The sequence below is a fragment of the Marinobacterium jannaschii DSM 6295 genome (assembly GCF_000620085.1).
Lineage (GTDB): Bacteria > Pseudomonadota > Gammaproteobacteria > Pseudomonadales > Balneatricaceae > Pontibacterium > Pontibacterium jannaschii.
Window position 1 is genome coordinate 211648 of sequence record NZ_KK211065.1, and the last position, 20379, is coordinate 232026.

Sequence of the window (20379 nt, forward strand, 5' to 3'; positions counted from 1 at the left end):
TACCGAACTTGAACGCTTTTGAAACAAAAGCCACCCTGGGCGCAGACGATCAATCTGACCTTTATTGATCGTCTGCGCCCAAAGTTATTTGATCCCGAACACCCTGATATCAGTGGACGTCCGGTATCTCCAGATCATTCAGCAACACCGCCCGCATGCCGGATTCCAGCGTCACGCAGTATTCATAGTGTGGATGGTCGACGCCGAAGCTGAGTTCCTGCCCCAGTCGCAATGCCCTGCAGGCTGCCGGATCGAGCTGAAAGCGCAGAAAATGCACGCTGGAGGTCTTCTCTGCGCTATCACGCGGCATATCCTCATCGGCAATCGCATAAACCCTGGCCTGGCCTTCGAGCTGGAACCAGAGATGTCGCTCGATGCCTTGCAGTCTCTTCAGTGCCTTGCGGCGCTGCTTGATGTCGGTATATTCGATCAGCAGGGTCGCCTTCCAGTTATCGCCATCGGGAATCAGTGGGTTGTAGGTATCCAGTTCCTCCTGAATACCATCCGGCTCGAAAATCCGTTCCGCCCTTAACATCTCCTGCACCTGATACTGCATGGTGAGGCGATCCTCAAACATCAGCCGCAGATGCTCTCCGAGACGGATCTGGCGACGCTCTTTATGGGCGATCATCTGACGCCGGAACTCACCCCGACAGCGGGCATACTCCTCCAGACTCCAGAGATCATTCACACTCAGGTGCTTCATTGCTGCCTCCTCAGATTCCGTAGGCGATACGGAGCAGTGACAGAGGGTGGTGTGGCAGGGGATCGCCTTCCGCCATTGAGGCGATATGCGTGGCGGCCATCGGGCAGTCACTGGCAAAGTAATCCGCCTGCTGCTGTTTCAGCTTGCGCGCCACCGGACGACCGATCTTCAGTGCCTTGTCGTAGGTCTCCGACTTCACACCGTAAGTACCGTCATGTCCGGAACAGCGCTCGATCGCATGCACGCGGGTATCCGGCACCAGCTGCAACACATCCCGTGCCCGGATACCGACATTCTGCACCCGCAAGTGACAGGCAATCTGATAGCTGATATCCCCAAGTATGTACTGGAAATCTGTTTTTAGCATACCGCTGCGATGACGCCGCCAGAGGTACTCGAACGGATCATAGAAAGCCGCCGCCACTTTGGCGACCGCTTCATCATCGGGAAACAGCAGCGGCAGCTCCTGCCGGAACATCAGTACACAGGAGGGCATCACGGCGGTCAGGTCGCAGCCCTGGTCGACCAGTTCGGCCAGCATCGGTACGTTTTGCCGCATCGCCGCGGCCACCGATTCCAGGTCGCCCAGCTCCAGCTTCGGCATACCGCAACAGCGCTCGGCCGGGGTCAGGCGCACCGGGATATCGTTGTACTGCATCACCGCCACCAGGTCTTCGCCCACCTGAGGCTCGTTGTAGTTACCGTAGCAGGTCGCGAACAGCGCCAGCTGGCCGCGGGTATCCTTACCGGGATGGGGCGTGATATGCCGCAGCTGGGGCGTCACCCGCTTACGCATCGTCTGGTGATGATAGACCGGCAGATTTGCATCCCGGTGGATGTGCAGGTTCTTCTCCAGCAAGCGGCGCGCCAGCGGGTTTTTATTGGCGGCATTGACGGTGATATCCAGCAGGGGGATCGTCGCCAGCTTAGCGATCGCATCCGTGTTGCTGATCAGGCGGTCGCGCAGCGGGGTCTGGTGCTGCCGGAAGCTGACCGCCTTGGCCCGCAGCATCAGGTGAGGGAAATCCACGTTCCAGGGATGGGGCGGGACATAGGGGCACTTGGTCATATAACACATATCACAGAGATAGCACTGCTCTGTGACCTTGCTGAAGTCAGCCTTATCAACACCGTCAACCTCCAGGGTGTCGGACTCATCCACCAGATCAAACAGGGTGGGAAAGGCATCGCAGAGATTGACGCAGCGGCGGCAGCCATGACAGATCTCGAACACCCGCTCTAGCTCGGTATTCAGGTCATCAGGGTCGTAGAAGGTTTCATCCTGCCAGTCGATCGGGTGCCGGGTCGGGGCCTCCAGGCTGCCCTCGCGCTGAGGTTTATCAGACATAAATATCTCCCGCAGGCCGGCAGGCGGAAAACACAGCGCCTGCCGGCCCGGCTATCGGTTCAGGAAAAAGCAGGGCCTGATCAGTCGAGGGTATCCAGTGCTTTCTGGAAGCGGTTGGCATGGCTGCGTTCAGCCTTGGCAAGGGTTTCAAACCAGTCGGCTATCTCATCGAAACCTTCATCCCGCGCCTCTTTTGCCATACCGGGATACATATCGGTGTATTCATGGGTCTCACCGGCGATGGCCGCTTTAAGGTTATTCGGGGTCGCGCCTATCGGTAGTCCGGTGGCGGGATCTCCCACCTCTTCGAGATATTCCAGATGGCCATGGGCATGGCCGGTCTCCCCTTCGGCGGTGGAGCGAAATACCGCAGAGACATCGTTATAGCCTTCCACGTCCGCCTTGGCGGCAAAATAGAGGTAACGGCGGTTAGCCTGGGATTCACCGGCAAATGCATCCTTCAGATTCTGCTCCGTCCTGCTACCTTTGAGTGACATGATGTTGCCTCCTCTGTTGTCGGGATCACATACAGCTTAGATGGCCGGGTTAATGAACACTAAATAAAGAATGGCAATTCAATAAATAGAATCTGTCTATAATTTAACCATCGACATCCGAACCATCACCTCAGGGATGAGCTCAGATATGTGAACTCATGCTTGCATCACTGCGCCAGCTGTTGCTGACCCTTTTTCTACTCTGTAGCGCCATGACGACACCGGCTGAAGAGCCGGCCGCGCCGGCCGCTGTGCCGCAGGGACAGATCTGGCAGGTCGGCATCAATGGCGTGATCGGCCCCGCCACCTATGACCTGCTCAGCCGTACTCTGGAGGATGCCCGGGACGCGTCGGTGTCGCTATTGCTGATCACCATGGATACGCCGGGAGGGCTGGATAAGGCGATGCGCGGCATGATTCAGGATATTATCGCCTCGCCGGTACCCGTGGCGACCTATGTCTCCCCCAGCGGGGCCCGCGCCGCCAGCGCCGGTACCTATCTGCTTTACGCCAGCCATATCGCCGCTATGGCACCAGCCACCAACCTCGGCGCCGCCACTCCGGTGCAGATCGGCATGCCCGCCCAGCCCAAGCCACCCAGCAGTAAAGAGCAGGATCAGCCGCCCGACAGCGCCGGTGCGATGCAGAAGAAGATTATCAACGATGCCAGTGCCTATATCCGCGGCCTCGCCAACCTGCATGGCCGCAACGCCGACTGGGCTGAAAAGGCGGTGCGTGAGGCGGCCAGCCTGGACGCCGCCAAGGCACTGGAGCTGAAGGTGATCGACCTGATCGCCCGCGACCGGGACCACCTGCTGCAACAGCTGGAGGGACGGCAGATCAAGCTGCTGGGCGAAGCCTATACCCTGCACACCCGCGGCTTCGCCGTGCAGGAGATCACCGCCGACTGGCGCCATGAATTCCTGTTGATTATCACCAACCCCAATGTGGCCTATATCCTGATGCTGCTGGGTGTCTATGGTCTGCTGATGGAATTTTATAATCCCGGCGTCGGCCTGCCCGGCATTATTGGCGGTATCAGCCTGATCACCGCACTCTATGCCTTCCAGCTGCTGCCAGTGAGTTACGCCGGTATGGCACTGATCATTCTGGGGATCGCCCTGATGGTAGCCGAGGCCCTTTCGCCCAGCTTCGGCGTGTTCGGCTTTGGTGGCGTGATCGCCTTTATCTTCGGCTCGGTACTGCTGATGGATACGGAACTGCCCAGCTTCCAGATCGCCCTGCCGCTGATCGCCGCCTTCAGCGTTTTCAGTATTGCGGTCTGCATCTTTGCCCTGGCAATGGCGCTGAAGGCCCGCAACAGCAAGCTGGTCAGCGGCAGTACTATGCTGGTCGGCCAGCAGGCGCAGGCTCTGTGCAACTTCGGCTGCGGCAGCGATACAGACGAAAGCGGCAAGGTGAGCCTCAACGGCGAGATCTGGAACGCCCGCAGCTACGATCCGGTCCACACCGGCGACCGGGTAAAAGTCACCGCCATCAAAGGACTCTGGCTGGAGGTGATCCGCAATGGCCACGATCACAACGGAGACTCCTTATGATCAGTTACTATTTCAGCCTGGCGCTGATCACCCTGGTGCTGGCGCTGCTGATCAGCGCTTTCCGTATCCTGCGGGAATATCAGCGCGGCGTGGTGTTTATGCTGGGGCGCTTTTACCGGGTGAAAGGGCCGGGGCTGATCATCATCATTCCGCTGATCCAGACCATGGTGCGGGTGGATATCCGGACAGTGGTGCTGGATGTACCGACCCAGGATGTGATCTCCAGAGATAACGTCTCGGTTCGGGTGAACGCCGTGGTTTACTTCCGGGTACTGGACGCCCAGAAAGCGATTATCAATGTCGAGAACTTTCTTGAAGCCACCAGCCAGCTGGCACAGACCACCCTGCGATCTGTACTGGGGCAACATGACCTGGATGAGATGCTATCCTCGCGGGATATGCTCAATAAGGATATCCAGTCGATCCTCGATGCCCAGTCCGACGACTGGGGAATTAAGGTCAGTAATGTCGAGATCAAACACGTCGACCTGAATGAGTCGATGATCCGGGCGATCGCCAAGCAGGCCGAGTCCGAACGTGAGCGACGCGCCAAGGTGATCCATGCACTGGGCGAACAGGAAGCCGCCGAGAAACTGCGTGATGCAGCAAGAATCCTGGCAGAACAGCCTCAGGCGATTCAGCTGCGCTACCTGCAGACCCTGACCGAGATCGCGGGCGAACACAGCAACACCATCGTCTTTCCGCTGCCGGTTGAGCTAAGTCAGGCTCTGGGGTCTGTAATCAGCAAAAGGGAGTAAACCCTGCCGCAGTCTTATTGCACCCTTTCGCAGCAGCAGGCAGGATGTAGCCTTTCAGTCCCGTACTCTGCCGCTGCAACCGGCATAGCCAAAACGGGCTTACCAGGGATAAATACACAGGGAAAGGATCCGATGAATACCCAGAATCAGTGTAAGTTTGTCTTTACCGGCTGTGTCGGCGCCGGTAAAACCACCGCTATCAAAACCCTCAGTGATATCCCGCCGGTCCAGACCGAAGCCCGTCCCAGTGATGAGGAGATCGCCGCCCGTAAGCCAACCACCACGGTGGCAATGGATTATGGCCGGATGACGCTGAGCGATGGCTATATCATCAATCTCTACGGCACACCGGGCCAGCGCCACCTGGAGTTTATGAGCGATATCCTCAGCCAGGGCGCGGTGGGACTGGTTATCCTGATCGATAACAGCCACGGCAATCCGCTGGCCGAGCTGGATTATTATCTGCAGGCCAACCATAAGTTCCTCGCCAACGGCCACTGCATTGTCGGCGTCAGCCATATCGATAAAGCCGGCGGCCTCGAAGTAGCGGACTATCAACAGCATCTGCAACAAACCGGTGCCCGCTGGCCGGTCAGCGCTGTGGACAGTCGCGACCGCCAGCAACTGCTTGATCTGCTCGACCAGTTACTTGAAGCCATGGAAAGCGATGAACTGAAAGAAGCCTGAGCCAGCGGCAGGCAAAAAATAACCCGCAGCGGGGGAGCGGCGGGTTATTGGGGGGATGAGTTGTCTGGGGACAACTCGGGAAATCAGATCCGGTGCCGCTCGCCCAGATAACGCCACTCCTCTTCAGGCCACCCTGATACGCCGCAGGACAGCAGCATTAGCGTCCAGGACGAGCCATCAGAAGCGGTAGATAGCTCCCAGCGACGCAGCCCAGATGACCTCTTTATCTACCAGCGGAGAGTTCTGCACCTCTTTATCCAACCAGGCATAACCCACATCGTGCAGCAGCATCCAGTTTTCAGTCAGTTCATACTGCATCTGATAGCCGACATAGGGATGTACTGAACTGTCCGCCGTATACGCCGCCCGGCTGGCCGTCACTTCGTTGCTGCGGACACCAAAGTAATAGTCGGTAAAGTCAGAACTCAGATACTGCACGCCGGCAGCCGGCTCGAAGGTAAAGCGATCGCTCAGTTCCAGCGCCAGGCTGTAGCCTATATCGACGCTGTACCCCTTGTGACTACCGGAGATATCATGCACCAGCGTGGCTGACAGCACACCTGGCCCCGCATCCAGATCGGCACTGAGACCGAAATCGATACTGTCGTCACGCTCTGCCATACCGGCAAACACCGCAGAATAACTGCTGTCGAAGCCGCTACCGGCAGAGGTCAGCACCAGATAGACATTCAGCGGCCGTTCCTTCTCGCCGTAGATACGGTAACCCAGGTCACCGTCGGAAAAGCTGAAGTCTTCACCCTCATAGCTCAACAGCGGTACGACGCCGTCTTCATCATCGAAACCCTGGTAGGGCGAATCCATTTTATAGGCGGCTATACCGACCGCGAACTCACCTGCAAATGCGCTGGCATTCGTCAGCAGCGCGGCTGCGGCGGCCAGAGCCAATGTGGTCTGTTTCATCTTGCTTGCCTCAGTCACTTGAAACCATTGAAGTGAGGCTATGATCGCAAGCTGCGCCAGCTGACAATATCCTGGCTGTGTAAGGCTATGTATTCAGGCTGGGATACAAAGCTCGGGAATCAGCATGCTTAGCCCGCGGGCAGGCAGAGGCTAACCCGGGCGCCGCCCAGTGGCGATACGCTGACCTCCACATGCCCACCGTGCTGCTGCATAATTTCGCGCACAATCGACAACCCGAGGCCATGCCCGCCGGTGGCGCGGGTACGGGCACTGTCCAGCCGCTCGAAGGGTTCGAATACCCGTTCGCGATCTGCCGGAGGAATACCCGGACCGTCATCATCCACATGCAGGCAGAAACAGGGCGGTAATTCTTCCAGCCGGATAGCGATGCGGGACACAGCATGGTTATCGGCATTACGGATCAGGTTACTCAGGGCACGCAACAGCAACCGGCCATCGATACTGGCCGGCATCGGCCGCCGGGCGGGCGTCACTGTCAGGCAATGGTGGCAGCTGCGTTCCAGCCGGGACTGCTGCTCCAGTAACCACTGATCCAGCAGCACCGCCTGCATCTCCAGCTGGATATCATTGCGCTGCATACGGGCATAACTGAGTAGTTCATCCACCAGTTCATCCAGCTCGGTCAGATCCTCCTCCATCCCTTCACTGTACTTCTGGTGCTCCTGTACGGAGAGATCATAGTCCAGCAGCTCCAGCTGGCAGCGCAGCCGGAAAATCGGCGTCCTCAGTTCATGAGCCACGGCATTGGTGAGACGTTTATGGCTGGCGATCAGGGATTCGATCTGCTCCGCCATACAGTTAAACGCATGATTCAGCCCGGCTACCCGCAAGCTTCGGTTTTCCGGTGCCCGGGCACTGAAGTCCCCCTCGGCAAAGGCCAGCGCGGCCCGCTCCAGATGTTTCAGCTTGCGATGCAGCATAAATACCATCAGCGCCAACACCAGCCCTAGCGTGGTGAGCACGCCAATCACCGAAATTTTCGACACCAGCTCTTCTGCCTGACCTAGCCGCGAATCGGGATTAAGCCGGACGCTGAAGATGTCATTGAGGGATTCGATGCGAAAGTAAGCGATATCATCATCGCCGTCGTCTGTTTCCTGAAACATAATCTGCCCCTGCTCCAGCGCCCGCCGGATCGCCGGGTCCAGCTGTTGCGGACTGATCCGCTCCAGTATCTGGTCATTGGCCTCGGCGACACGCCGGGCAGCCTGCAGGGTAGCCTGGTCCCCTTCATAGGGATGCAACCGGTCCAGCACCTCCAGGTACCCCCGGATAGTGCTGCGGGTGTCCTCCACCGCAAAGTCATACAGCATATGCTGCGCCAGGGCGTTGATGGTGAAGACATAGCCGAGCAGAGATCCTACGATCGCCACGTAGAAGGTGATGAAGAGTCTGGCCATAGGGGCACCTAAGCAGGCAGATCGGAGAATGGGTTACAGAGCCACTGTCATTCTGGCATGGCAGGAAATTCGGCGTCAGCTGCGACTCTGTATGGGTTTGTACAGATCCTTACCAACTGTCGGGCACAAACATATAGCCTTTACCGCGCACGGTAATAATCCGATTCGGACGGGCCGGATCATCGGCCAGCTTACGCCGCAGCACCGCAATCTTATTGTCGATGGTACGGTCGACGCCGTCATAGTCGATACCCCGGGTCAGCTTTACCAGCTGGTCCCGTGACAGAGGTTGTCCGGGGCGATCGGCCAACAGCCAGAACAGGTCGAACTCACCCGGCGTCAGGCCGACCACCTCACCCGCCAGCAGGCACCGGCGACGGGTCTGGTCCAGTCGCAGCTCACCGAAGCTAAGCTGGCTCTGCCCAGCCGGAGCCGTATCACTGCCTCCGGCAGCCACCTCAGTCACGCCGGGCGCTGTCGCTGCCGCCTGCAATACCGCAGCAGGATCGGCAGCCGGCTCGGCTAACCGGCGCAGCAACATCCGGATACGTGCCAGCAATACCCGGGGCTGTAATGGCTTACAGACAAAATCATCCGCGCCCATCTCCAGCGCCGCCACCTGATCCATATCGTCATCACTGGCGGTCAGGATCATAATCTTGCCACTAAACAGAGGACGCACCTCGCGACAGGCACTGAGGCCATCCAGGCCCGGCAGCATCAGATCCAGAATCAGCAGATCCGGTTGGTAACGGCTGATTAACTCGCGCGTTTCACCACCGTTATGGCCCACCACAACCTCAAAGCCATTCTTCTCCAGGTAACGGCTCAGGAGCTGGGTCAGCTTCTCATCATCTTCGATCAGCAGTATGCGAGGCTGCATCCGGTATATCCCTTAGTCAGTAGCTACTGATTTATAAGCGGTTGCCCAGGCACTGGCAAGGTATTTCAGTCTGACAGGATACCGGACAATTGCAGGGATCTCCGAGTCTCGTCTTACCCGATTCAGCAGGGTCGGCTGGTTGCACGACACAACCTGAAAGACCGTACCCGGTCACGCGGGTCAGACCTTGATAACCGCATCGCCAATGCGAATCTCACCACTGCTGATAATGCGGGCACAGATACCGCCGTGTCCCAGCATCGCGGCGACCGCCCCCTCCCCCAGCGCCTTCTCCATGCGGGAACAGGGATGACACCAGGCACCGGCCTCAAACTCAGCCCCGCCAATACGAAAGCGCTGGTGACGCAGTGCCGACAGGTTAATGCCGGAAATCACCAGATTCCGCCTCAGCATCGCCGGATCAATATCGGCTAGTCCCATAAAGTGTTCGATCTGGCCGATATACTCACGACTGATCAGGGTCACCTGTCGGCCTGATCCCGGTGTGCCCTGACAGCGCCGGTCGCCCTCCAGGCCCAGCCCCTCTAGCGCCATCACCTGCTCGACCCTGAGCATCGGCAGCTTATGTCCGGGCCGCAGCCCGATCCACTCCAGTCGTCCCGGCGGCAGGTTCTGTGTAAAGCGACTGATCAATCGGCCCTGGGTGTTCATCAGCTTTTTCTCCGGGAGTAGATCTTGCACACAATAAAAAACCCGCCATAGCGGGTTCTTGCAGCATAGCACTCAGGCCTGCGGTATCAGTTCAGGTCCAGCACGTCCTGCATGCTGTAAACGCCGTTATCCTTACCTGCCAGCCATTTGGAGGCACGCACTGCGCCCTTGGCAAAGGTCATACGGGAGCTGGCCTTATGGGTGATCTCGACGCGTTCGCCTTCGGTGGCGAACAGCACGGTGTGATCACCCACCACGTCTCCGGCACGGATAGTCGCGAAGCCGATCTCTTTCTTCGGACGGGCACCGGTCTGGCCTTCACGACCATAGACAGCACACTCTTTCAGGTCGCGTCCCAGGGCATCCGCTACGGCCTCACCCATGCTCAGTGCGGTGCCGGATGGGGAATCTACTTTGTGGTGATGGTGCGCTTCTACGATCTCGACATCGTAGTCATCGCCCAGCGCCTTAGCGGCCATCGCCAGCAGCTTGAAGCAGAGGTTTACACCGACACTCATATTGGAGGCGAATACCACCGGCATCTTATCGGCGTAGCTGTTCAGTTCGGCCTTCTCTTCGTCGCTCATGCCGGTGGTGCCGATTACGATCGCCTTACCATTGGCGGCACAGAACGCCATATTGCCGAGGGTAACCTGAGGCGCTGTGAAGTCGATCAGGATATCGAAGTCATCCTTCGCGGCTTCCAGAGAGGTGACAATGCTGACACCCAGTTTTCCGACACCGGCCACTTCACCGGCATCAGCACCTTCCAACGTACTGCCCGGCTCGACAATCGCCGCGCCCAGCTCGACGCCTTCTGCCTGACAGATCGCTTCGATATTGGTTTTACCCATACGACCGGCTGCACCGATCACCGCAATTCTGATCATCTCTTTTGTTCCTGTTCCGTAATCGCGGCGCGCTTAACTGGCGGTTCCGCTTTTCTGTTCGTCGTGGGTAAAGTTCTGGTCCATATCCAGCGCCGGCTTTTCGCACTCCGGACGCCCCACCACTTTTGCCGGTACACCCACTACCGTGGTATGGGCCGGTACATTTTCCAGCACTACTGAACCGCCACCCACCTTAGCTCCGGCGCCGATCTCGATATTGCCAAAGATCTTGGCACCGGCAGCGATCAGCACACCTTCGCGAATTTTCGGATGACGATCACCTGACTCTTTACCGGTACCACCCAGTGTGACGTTCTGCAGGATAGAGACATCATTCTCGATGACACAGGTCTCACCCACCACAATGCCGGTAGCATGGTCAAACATCACCCCGGAACCGATCTTCGCCGCCGGGTGGATATCCACCTGGAACGCTGTACTGATACGGCTCTGCAGATAGAGCGCCATCGACTTACGGTCATGGCACCACATACAGTGGGCGACACGGTATGACTGCAGGGCGTGGAAACCCTTGAGGTACAGCATAACGGTAGAGAGTTTGCCAATAGCAGGGTCGCGGGTGCGCACGGCCTGCAGGTCGGCACAGGTGGAGCGGATGATCTGGCATTCACTTTTGAATGCGTCTTCAATCAGTCCGCGCAGGGCCACCGCCGGCATAACGTCATCCGCCAGCTTCACCGCCAGAAGGTAGGAGAGCGCGGAGGCCATATTATCGTGGCCGATAATGGTGGAGTGAAAATAGCTCGCCAGAAAAGGTTCGCGTTCGGCTTCCTGACGCGCCTCTTCCTGGATTTCCTTCCATAGAGCATCTGCATCTACAGGAGTTGGAATCATGATGCCTTCAACCTTGTTACTTACCTGAAGGGCAAAAAGGGAGCTTAGAGCTCCCTTTCACTGTCAGGTCATATCTTCAAAGAACTTCTTCACAGAGTCAAAGAAACCGTGTTTCTTCGGGCTGTGTTTGTGGTTGCCCTGATCCATCTCTGACTGGAAGTCACGCAGCAGATCTTTCTGGCGGCTGCTCAGCTTCACCGGCGTTTCGACCACGACACGCACCAGCAGATCACCGGTAGAGCCGCCACGGACAGGCGCCACGCCCTTACCCCGCAGACGGAACAGCTTACCGGTCTGGGTTTCGGCCGGAACCTTCAGCTTGACGCGGCCATCCAGCGTCGGTACTTCCAGCTCGCCGCCCAGGGCGGCATCGACAAAGCTGATCGGCACTTCACAGTAAAGGTGCTTACCGTCACGCTCAAAGATCGGATGATCAACCACGTTGACCTGAACATAGAGGTCACCGGCCGGGCCACCGTTGGTGCCGGCTTCGCCTTCACCGCCAAGACGGATACGATCACCGGTATCAACACCCGCAGGGATCTTCACCGACAGGGTCTTGGTCTTCTCTTTACGGCCACGACCGTGGCAATCGCCACACGGATCGGAGATCACCTTGCCTTCGCCGCGACAGGTTGGACAGGTCTGCTGCACAGAGAAGAAACCCTGCTGCATGCGTACCTGACCGGCGCCGCCACAGGTGCCACACACCTTAGGCTGGGTGCCCGGCTTGGCGCCGGAGCCATCGCAGGTTTCACAACCCACCAGGGTCGGAACCTTGATGCTCTTCTCTATACCGCGTACCGCCTCTTCCAGTGTCAGGTCGAGGTTGTAGCGCAGGTCTGCGCCGCGCTGCACGGAACTGCGTCGACGGCCACCGCCGCCTCCACCACCGAAGATATCACCGAAAACATCGCCGAAGATATCGCCGAAACCGCCGTCAGCACCGCCACCGAAGCCACCCTGGCCATTGACTGCGTCATGACCATACTGGTCGTAGGCGGCCTTCTTCTGTGCATCAGACAGCACTTCATAGGCTTCATTCACCTCTTTGAAGTTGTCTTCCGCTTCCTTGTCATCCGGGTTACGGTCCGGGTGATACTTCATCGCCATACGGCGGAAAGCTTTCTTGATATCCCTGTCGGAGGCGTCGCGGGATACCCCCAGTACTTCGTAATAGTCTCGTTTTGACATAGTCCGAATCTGCTGGTCTGTCAGGCCTCAGTCAGGCTGAAAATGCCTGTGGGCCGGATACAACAACGCGGACTGATGTCCGCGATGCCTGAAATAAGCCCGCAACGGCCAGAGGCCATTGCGGGTTGGTGTAAAAGGTCAGCGAGCAAGAATTACTTCTTGTCGTCTTTAACCTCTTCAAACTCGGCATCTACAGCGTCGTCTGCCGGCTTATCAGCCTGCTCGCCGCCTTCCTGCTGAGCTTCTGCCTGTTCTGCGGCGTCAGCGTACATCTTCTGAGCTACACCGGAGATCGCTTCAGTCAGCGCTGCAGTCTTGCTCTCGATCGCATCTTTGTCGTCGCCTTTCAGGGCTTCTTCCAGTTCAGCGGTCACTTTTTCGATGTTCGCTTTCTCTTCCTCAGTCGCCTTATCACCGGCTTCTTCCATGGTTTTCTTCGCAGAGTGAACCATAGCGTCGCCCTGGTTACGGGCCTGAGTCAGTTCTTCGAACTTCTTATCTTCCTCAGCATGCGCTTCGGCGTCGTTTACCATCTGCTCGATCTCATCATCGCTCAGACCGGAAGAGGCCTTGATAATGATGGACTGCTCTTTACCCGTCGCCTTGTCCTTAGCAGATACGTTGAGGATACCGTTAGCATCCAGGTCGAAGGTTACTTCGATCTGAGGCATACCGCGTGGTGCCGGCGGAATGTCGGCCAGGTCGAAACGACCCAGGGACTTGTTCTGTACCGCCTGCTTACGCTCACCCTGTACAACGTGAATCGTTACCGCAGTCTGGTTGTCATCCGCAGTCGAGAAGATCTGGGACTTCTTGGTTGGGATAGTAGTGTTCTTCTCGATCACCGCTGTCGCCACGCCACCCATAGTCTCGATACCCAGCGTCAGAGGCGTTACGTCCAGCAACAGCACGTCTTTGACGTCACCGGCCAGTACCGCACCCTGGATAGCCGCGCCCATTGCAACAGCTTCGTCCGGGTTCACATCTTTACGTGGCTCTTTACCGAAGAACTCTGCAACTTTAGCCTGAACCATTGGCATACGGGTCTGACCACCCACCAGGATCACTTCGTCGATCTCGGAAGCAGACAGGTCGGAGTCTTTCAGTGCTACGCGGCAAGGTTCCAGAGAACGCTGTACCAGCTCTTCTACCAGAGACTCCAGCTTGGCACGGGTGATCTTCACATTCAGGTGCTTAGGACCGGTCGCGTCGGCTGTGATGTATGGCAGGTTCACGTCAGTCTGCTGGGCAGATGACAGCTCAACCTTGGCTTTCTCAGCAGCTTCTTTCAGACGCTGCAGAGCCAGCGGATCGTTGTGCAGATCGATGCCGGATTCTTTCTTGAATTCGTCCGCCAGATACTCGATCAGGCGCATATCGAAGTCTTCACCACCCAGGAAAGTGTCACCGTTAGTCGCCAGTACTTCGAACTGGTGCTCACCGTCGACTTCAGCGATTTCGATGATGGAGATATCGAAAGTACCGCCACCCAGGTCGTATACGGCTACGGTCTTGTCACCCTTGGACTTGTCCATGCCGTAAGCCAGTGCTGCTGCAGTAGGCTCGTTGATGATTCGCTTAACTTCCAGACCCGCAATCTTACCGGCATCCTTAGTTGCCTGACGCTGCGCATCGTTGAAGTATGCAGGCACGGTGATTACAGCTTCAGTCACCGCTTCACCCAGGTAGTCTTCTGCAGTCTTCTTCATCTTCTTCAGAATTTCTGCAGACACCTGCGGCGCAGCCAGCTTGTTGTCTTTTACCTGAACCCAGGCATCACCGTTATCCGCTTCGATGATTTTGTACGGCACCATTTTGATGTCTTTCTGTACAACATCATCTTTAAAGCGACGGCCGATCAGACGCTTGATCGCGAACAGAGTGTTGTTCGGGTTAGTGACCGCCTGACGCTTCGCCGGCTGACCTACCAGAATCTCGCCATCGTCGGCATAAGCGATGATAGACGGGGTAGTACGATCGCCTTCTGCGTTTTCAATTACCTTGCTCTTATCACCATCCAGGATAGCCACACATGAGTTAGTGGTTCCCAGGTCGATACCGATGATTTTACCCATTCGTTTAAGCTCCAGTTCTGCTCGCTTGCCTCGGCAAGCTGTCAATCAAATTCTTAACTTGAAATCTATATTGGTGCGGTTGCTCAGCTTTCAAGGGCTGAAAAGCAATTTTTATTCGCCTTTTGCTACCATCACCATGGCCGGACGAATCAGACGCCCGTGCAACGTATAGCCCTTCTGCATCACGGCGATAACTGTGTTTGGCTCGGCGTCAGGCGCGGGCACCATAGACATCGCCTGATGCAACTGCGGATCAAAGGTTTCGCCCATCGGGTTAACCTGATCCAGGCTGAACTTAGCCATGCCGTCGATAAACATCTTCAGAGTCATCTCAACGCCTTCGCGCAGCGCCTGTGATGCTTCATCTTCGCCGGCGGATTCAAGCGCGCGTTCCAGGTTGTCAGCCAGCGGAAGCAGTTCGTTGGCAAACTTCTCGAGACCAAACTTATGCGCTTTCTCCACATCCATCTCGGCACGACGACGAATATTCTGAGACTCAGCCTGCACCCGCAGCATCTGGTCTTTCAATTCGGCAATCTCTGCCTGTGCAGCAGCCAGTTGCGTCGCCAGTTCAGCAGCGTCCGGCAGCTCAGTTGCTTCGGCCTGTTCAGCCGCAGCGTCAGACTCGGCGGCCTGTTCGATTACCTGCTCTTCTACCGGAGTCTCGGTTACGTCCGCCTGGGTCTTTTCTTCGTTTGCCATCGGTTTTCTCCAACTTGATCCACAGCTAAATCATTTCTGCCGCTTTATATGGGGTTATAAGCCAGGTATTCAACACCCTCTGATGATTAATTTTTTGTTGAATCGTTGCACATCATTCAAATTTACCTTATACAGTAAAAAACACTGTATAAAAAAACAGGCATTCAAAGATGCTCAGCCAGCTCACTATCCGAAATTACGCTATCGTTGAAGCACTGGATCTCGAACTCAACGCCGGTATGACCGTGGTCAGCGGCGAAACCGGGGCCGGTAAATCGATCATGCTGGACGCCCTGGCGCTATCGCTGGGCGCCCGCGCAGAGAGCGGTGCCGTGCGGCCGGGCGCAGAAAGGGCCGAGATCATCGCCAGCTTTGAGATCCGCGAGATTCCGGAAGCCCGACTCTGGCTGCAGCGGAATGAGATGGAGCAGGAAGGGGAATGCATCCTGCGTCGGGTGATCACCCGTGAAGGCCGCTCGCGCTGTTACATCAACGGCCGCCCCAATCCGATCAGCGCGGTACGCGAACTGGGTCAGTACCTGGTCGATATCCACGGCCAGCATGAACATCAGCGCCTGCTGCACAAAGAGCACCACCGTACCCTGCTGGACCAGTTCGCCGGCAGCCAGGCGCTGGCCGACTCCGTCCGCAAGCGCTTTAATCTGTGGCGTAAGCTCAGAAACGAGCTGAAACAGCTGACGGAACAAAGTGCCGAACAGGCCGCCCGGGTTCAGTTGCTCAGCTACCAGATTGAGGAACTTGACCAGCTGGCGCTTGCGGAGGGCGAGCTACAGTCCCTGGAGCAGGAACAAAAACTACTGGCGAACGCCGGTGATATACAGAATCAGGGTTACCAGTTGTTACAGATCGCCTGCGAAGGCGATGGCGATAACTGCCTGCAGATGCTGAACCGCTGCCAACAGCTGCTGGCAGGGATCAACAGTGAGTCTCCGGCCCTGGCGCAGGTCACCGAGATGATCAACAGCGCCCAGATTCAGATCGAAGAAGCCGGTCATGAGATGCGCCACTTCCTCAACGGCGTCGAGCTGAACCCTTCACGTCAGCAAGAGGTGGAAGAGCGCCTCAGCGTCATCTACGAGATTGCCCGCAAGCACCGTCTATTGCCGGAACAACTGGCAGACTTTCATCGCGGCCTGCTGGAGGAGCTGCGCGGCCTGAGTCGCTCCGACGAAGAACTGGAACAACTACAGGAAGAGGTAAACCTGGCTCGTCAGAGCGGTGCAGAAGCCGCCCACAAGTTAACAGACAAACGCGCCAAAGCAGCCCGGAAGCTCGGCAGGCTGATCGATCAGCAACTCCATAGCCTGGGCATGCCCGCCGCAGAATTTACCATCGCTCTGCAAAGCACAGAGCAGCCCGAACTTAGTGCCAACGGCTTTGAAGAGATTGAGTTTCTGATCAGCACCAACAAGGGATTACCCGCCAAGCCTCTGGCAAAGATCGCCTCCGGCGGTGAGTTATCACGAATCAGCCTGGCCATTCAGGTGATCACCGCTCAAACCAGCTCGACCCCTACCCTGGTATTCGATGAGGTCGATGTCGGGATCGGCGGAGCCATCGCAGAGGTGGTTGGACGCATGATGCGTGAACTGGGTGAACGCACACAGATCCTCTGCGTTACCCATCAGCCACAGGTTGCCTCTCAGGGACACCAGCACCTGTTCGTCAGTAAGAAAGCTCAGCGCAACAATACCCAGACCCGTATCAATCAGCTGGACAGCGACCGTCGGGTACAGGAAATTGCCAGGATGCTGGGCGGTATCGATATCACGACCCGCTCAGTTGAGCACGCCCGTGAGATGCTGGGATTCGAGTGACCCAACAAAACACAGGGTTTTTGCAGGCATTAAAAAAGCCAGCAGATGCTGGCTTCTTCAGACGCCCGAAAGAGATTTACTCGTCATCACCCTTAAAGATACCGTACAGGTAGATCGTACGGTCAGTCACGGTGAAGCCGAGGCTTTCAGCAATTTCGTCCAGCAGTTCGGTCAGGCGCGGATCATTAAACTCTTTTACCTTGCCGGATTTAACGCAGACGATGTGATCGTGTTGCTCATCACGCGCCAGCTCAAACACCGAGTGCCCACCTTCAAAGTGATGACGGTGTACCAGGCCGGCTGCCTCAAACTGAGTCAGCACCCGGTAAACGGTCGCCAGGCCCACATCTTCTCCCTGAGACATCAATAGCTTATAGATGTCTTCCGCACTGAAGTGGTCACCCTCTCCAGCCCGTTCCAAAATCTGATAAATCTTTACACGTGGCAGGGTAACTTTCAGACCTGCTTTGCGTAACTCCTGGTTTTCGAGCGCCATAATAATTCTCTATACTGTTCATAACACGGAGTGATAAACTCTATTATCCGCGTTTACAGACGATAGTGGAAGCCAGTTTCAGATGCAAAAACTTCTTGTTAGCCTTTTTTTAACTGCTTTTCTGGCAGGTTGTTCAGGCTTTCCCGGCGTATATAAGATTGATGTCCCTCAGGGCAATGTTATTACTCAGGAAATGGTCGACCAGCTCAAACCCGGACTGACCAAGCGCCAGGTCCGCTTTGTAATGGGCTCGCCACTGGTGGAAGACAGCTTCCATAGCGACCGCTGGGATTACATCTATACCCTGCAGAAAGGCGACGGCAGCTATGAAAAGCAGCAACTGCGCCTGTTCTTTGAGGGTGACAAGCTGAGTTCACTCAACGGCGACTTCCGCCCCTCACCCGGCAACTGATTCTGCGAATCAGTCTCGTGCAGCCTTCTCTTCAGCCTCTTTCTGAGCTTTCATCTTGGCTGCGCGTTTTGCCCGCGCTTCCTTAGGATCTGCAATCAGCGGCCGGTAGATCTCAACCCGCTGACCATTTTTCAATACCGTGGTTTTAGGGTCCCGGATCGACTTGCCAAAGATCCCCATCGGATCGTTTTCAGGATCGATCTGAGGATACACCTCCACGATGCCGGACTTAATCACCGCCTCATAGGCCGTGCACTCCTCATCCACCTGTAAAGCGATAATTTTCTGCTCTGTCGGCAGGGCAAACGCCACTTCCACCACCATCATGATGCTAAATCCTCAGACGTAGATTTTGTCGGCGCGGCTGACAAAGGCATCCACCATTGAACTTGCGACCTGGTTAAAGACTTTACCCATCGCCAGCCCGGTCAGCTTACCGGAGAAGTCAAAATTAAGGTTCAGGGCCACCTTGGACGCTTCTTCACTGAGCACAGTAAAGGTCCAGACACCTGAGAGGGAAGAGAAAGGCCCGTCCACCAGTTCCAGCGTCATTTCAAGCGGACGCTTCAGGCGGTTACGGGTAGTGAAGCTGTATTTGAGGCCGCTTTTGGCCAGATGTAAGGTCGCAACGAGTTCATCCTCGCTGCGACTGATCACTTCAGCTGCTGCACACCATGGCAGAAACTGTGGATAGGATTCCACATCATTGATCAGATCAAACATCTGCTCTGCGGTGTGCAGCACAAGCGCACTGCGCTCAACCTGCGTCATACTGAGACCTCGTCAATTCAAGTAGCGCGAGATTATACGCTCTTTGCCACGCTATTTCAGAGGTCTCAACGTCAACTTAACTTACAGGTTCAGACAAAAGACGATGCCCACTGCGATTGGTGCCACAAAACGTACCAGCACATACCACAGTTTATAGACGCCATCAGACAAGCCCAGTTCCTCTTTGCTGGCATGCTGCTTAACGAACCAGCCCGCAAACACTGCGATAAAGATACCACCCAGCGGCAGCATAATATTCGCGGTTGCGTAGTCCAGCAGGTCAAACATGTTCTTGCCGAACAGAGTGAAGTCAGACATGAAGTTAAAGGCACCCAGACAGGTGATACCCAGCCCCCACACCAACAGCCCCAGGATAATACAGGCCGGCAGACGCTTGAGGCCGAACTTCTCTACCATAAAGGCCGCTGCAGGCTCGATCAGCGAGATCGCCGAAGTCCAGGCCGCAACACCGACCAGTACGAAGAACAGGAAGCCAAAGATCTGACCACCCGGCATCTGACCGAAAGCCACCGGCAGGGTTACGAACATCAGGCCCGGGCCTGCGCCCGGATCCATTGAGTTGGCAAATACGATCGGGAAGATGGCCAAACCCGCAATCAGAGCCACGATGGTATCCATCGCCGCAATCGTCAGTACCGTACTACCGATTTTGGCTTTCTTCGGCATATAGGAGCCGTACGCCATGATCGATCCCATACCCAGTGACAGAGTAAAGAAAGCATGCCCCAGGGCAACCAGTACCGCTTCGCCAGACAGCTCAGACGGATCGAAATGGAACAGGAAGTCGAAACCCTGTGCAAAGCCGTCAGTGCTCATGGAATAGCCCAGCATTACCAGCAGCAATACGAACAGGGCTGGCATCATGATGCGGGTAGCACGTTCCAGACCTTTGTTCACGCCACCGGCGACAACTGCGATCACCATCACTACGAAGACTGTGTGCCAGATCAGCAGGGTCTGCCAGTCGGCCAGCAAGCCGTTAAAGATCTCGCCCGCCTGCTCAACACCTACGCCGACCATATCGCCGGAACCCATCAGCGCGATATAGTGCAAAACCCAGCCGGCAACGACAGAGTAGAAGGAAAAGATCATAAAACCGGCCAGTACGCCCATGATCCCGACCAGCGACCAGTTCGGCGAGCGTCCGGATTCTATTGCCAGATCACGCATAGCGTTAATCGGGCTCTGGCGGGAACGACGGCCAATGAAGACCTCCGCCATCATGATTGGCACACCGACCAGCAAAATACAGAACAGGTACATCAGAACGAAGGCACCGCCACCGTTCTCGCCCGTGATATAAGGGAATTTCCAGATATTACCAAGACCGACGGCCGAGCCAGTTGCCGCCAGGATAAAGATCCAGCGGTTAGCCCAGGCACCATGGATAGACTGCTTCTCTTGCATGGTTATAGTTATCTCTACTATTTAAGTCATTAATCTTACGCACAACGTAGTATTGGCCATACCAAGGGCGATGTCTCCGGGACTGGCAGCTAATACCAGCAATGACACATTCACCGACTTCCCTAACTTAGTCGACCCGCCGCAGTCCAGATGTCCCCCTAAAACCGCAACTAGAGTCGCCAGCCAACCCACGAAAGGGCGCAGATTGTCCAAATATTATCCGCCAGCGCAACCTCTACAGTCATACCAGTTGCAACTTTCCTGCA

General features: G+C 56.4%; 21 protein-coding genes. 5 read left to right on the forward strand and 16 right to left on the reverse strand.

The window, feature by feature from the left end; genetic code table 11:
* Positions 1–109: 109 nt before the first annotated feature.
* The 3 genes from Q354_RS0118775 to Q354_RS0118785 form a co-directional block, all read right to left on the reverse strand.
* A complete protein-coding gene (locus Q354_RS0118775; RefSeq protein ID WP_027858951.1) occupies positions 110–706 on the reverse strand; it encodes a DUF3501 family protein in 597 nt (198 codons plus the stop codon).
* Positions 707–716: 10 nt separating this feature from the next.
* A complete protein-coding gene (locus Q354_RS0118780) occupies positions 717–2054 on the reverse strand; it encodes a heterodisulfide reductase-related iron-sulfur binding cluster (protein WP_027858952.1) in 1338 nt (445 codons plus the stop codon).
* Between the two features lie 80 nt (positions 2055–2134).
* Positions 2135–2551: a rubrerythrin family protein gene (locus Q354_RS0118785; RefSeq protein WP_027858953.1), complete on the reverse strand. Its 417-nt coding sequence runs from the start codon at positions 2549–2551 to the stop codon at positions 2135–2137.
* 158 nt (positions 2552–2709) lie between these two features.
* Between Q354_RS0118785 and Q354_RS26470 the strand changes: the two genes are divergently transcribed.
* The 3 genes from Q354_RS26470 (at position 2710) to Q354_RS0118800 (ending at position 5555) form a co-directional block, all read left to right on the forward strand.
* Positions 2710–4110, forward strand: a complete 1401-nt coding sequence (locus tag Q354_RS26470; protein WP_051560337.1) for an NfeD family protein — start codon at positions 2710–2712, stop codon at positions 4108–4110.
* Positions 4107–4868: a slipin family protein gene (locus Q354_RS0118795; RefSeq protein ID WP_027858954.1), complete on the forward strand. Its 762-nt coding sequence runs from the start codon at positions 4107–4109 to the stop codon at positions 4866–4868. The genes Q354_RS26470 and Q354_RS0118795 overlap by 4 nt, the downstream gene beginning before the upstream one ends.
* Before the next feature lie 132 nt (positions 4869–5000).
* Entirely contained in the window at positions 5001–5555 is a 555-nt protein-coding gene (locus Q354_RS0118800) for a GTP-binding protein (protein WP_027858955.1), read from the forward strand.
* A 177-nt stretch (positions 5556–5732) separates the two neighbouring features.
* Here Q354_RS0118800 and Q354_RS26475 read toward each other — a convergent pair whose 3' ends face one another.
* The 9 genes from Q354_RS26475 to grpE form a co-directional block, all read right to left on the reverse strand.
* A complete protein-coding gene (locus tag Q354_RS26475) occupies positions 5733–6476 on the reverse strand; it encodes a MipA/OmpV family protein (RefSeq protein ID WP_051560338.1) in 744 nt (247 codons plus the stop codon).
* 128 nt (positions 6477–6604) lie between these two features.
* Positions 6605–7897: an ATP-binding protein gene (locus Q354_RS0118810; protein WP_027858956.1), complete on the reverse strand. Its 1293-nt coding sequence runs from the start codon at positions 7895–7897 to the stop codon at positions 6605–6607.
* Positions 7898–8006: 109 nt separating this feature from the next.
* Positions 8007–8780, reverse strand: a complete 774-nt coding sequence (locus tag Q354_RS0118815; protein WP_027858957.1) for a response regulator — start codon at positions 8778–8780, stop codon at positions 8007–8009.
* 180 nt (positions 8781–8960) lie between these two features.
* Positions 8961–9482: an MOSC domain-containing protein gene (locus tag Q354_RS0118820; protein WP_245601088.1), complete on the reverse strand. Its 522-nt coding sequence runs from the start codon at positions 9480–9482 to the stop codon at positions 8961–8963.
* 56 nt (positions 9483–9538) lie between these two features.
* Positions 9539–10342: a 4-hydroxy-tetrahydrodipicolinate reductase gene (gene dapB / locus Q354_RS0118825; protein WP_211252291.1), complete on the reverse strand. Its 804-nt coding sequence runs from the start codon at positions 10340–10342 to the stop codon at positions 9539–9541.
* A gap of 33 nt (positions 10343–10375) precedes the next feature.
* Complete coding sequence (gene cysE / locus Q354_RS0118830; protein ID WP_036230643.1) at positions 10376–11197, reverse strand: serine O-acetyltransferase; 822 nt, start codon at positions 11195–11197, stop codon at positions 10376–10378.
* Positions 11198–11260: 63 nt separating this feature from the next.
* Positions 11261–12391: a molecular chaperone DnaJ gene (dnaJ, locus tag Q354_RS0118835; protein WP_027858961.1), complete on the reverse strand. Its 1131-nt coding sequence runs from the start codon at positions 12389–12391 to the stop codon at positions 11261–11263.
* A gap of 152 nt (positions 12392–12543) precedes the next feature.
* A complete protein-coding gene (gene dnaK / locus Q354_RS0118840) occupies positions 12544–14466 on the reverse strand; it encodes a molecular chaperone DnaK (RefSeq protein ID WP_027858962.1) in 1923 nt (640 codons plus the stop codon).
* Positions 14467–14577: 111 nt separating this feature from the next.
* Positions 14578–15168, reverse strand: a complete 591-nt coding sequence (grpE, locus tag Q354_RS0118845; RefSeq protein ID WP_027858963.1) for a nucleotide exchange factor GrpE — start codon at positions 15166–15168, stop codon at positions 14578–14580.
* A gap of 170 nt (positions 15169–15338) precedes the next feature.
* Here grpE and recN point away from each other — a divergent pair, with 170 nt between their 5' ends.
* A complete protein-coding gene (recN, locus tag Q354_RS0118850) occupies positions 15339–17006 on the forward strand; it encodes a DNA repair protein RecN (protein WP_027858964.1) in 1668 nt (555 codons plus the stop codon).
* A gap of 76 nt (positions 17007–17082) precedes the next feature.
* Here the strand turns inward: recN and fur are convergent, their stop codons facing one another.
* Complete coding sequence (gene fur, locus Q354_RS0118855) at positions 17083–17502, reverse strand: ferric iron uptake transcriptional regulator (protein ID WP_027858965.1); 420 nt, start codon at positions 17500–17502, stop codon at positions 17083–17085.
* Positions 17503–17584: 82 nt separating this feature from the next.
* Here fur and Q354_RS0118860 point away from each other — a divergent pair, with 82 nt between their 5' ends.
* Positions 17585–17914 (forward strand): outer membrane protein assembly factor BamE, encoded by a 330-nt coding sequence (locus Q354_RS0118860; protein WP_027858966.1) that lies wholly within the window; start codon positions 17585–17587, stop codon positions 17912–17914.
* A 9-nt stretch (positions 17915–17923) separates the two neighbouring features.
* Here the strand turns inward: Q354_RS0118860 and Q354_RS0118865 are convergent, their stop codons facing one another.
* The 3 genes from Q354_RS0118865 to Q354_RS0118875 all read right to left on the reverse strand — a co-directional run bounded on the left by Q354_RS0118865 (position 17924) and on the right by Q354_RS0118875 (position 20113).
* Positions 17924–18241 (reverse strand): RnfH family protein, encoded by a 318-nt coding sequence (locus Q354_RS0118865; RefSeq protein ID WP_027858967.1) that lies wholly within the window; start codon positions 18239–18241, stop codon positions 17924–17926.
* Between the two features lie 12 nt (positions 18242–18253).
* On the reverse strand, positions 18254–18685 hold the full coding sequence (locus Q354_RS0118870; protein ID WP_027858968.1) for a type II toxin-antitoxin system RatA family toxin: 432 nt from the start codon (positions 18683–18685) through the stop codon (positions 18254–18256).
* An 81-nt stretch (positions 18686–18766) separates the two neighbouring features.
* Positions 18767–20113, reverse strand: coding sequence for a sodium-dependent transporter (locus tag Q354_RS0118875; protein ID WP_027858969.1), 1347 nt, complete (start codon positions 20111–20113; stop codon positions 18767–18769).
* Positions 20114–20379 lie beyond the last annotated feature (266 nt).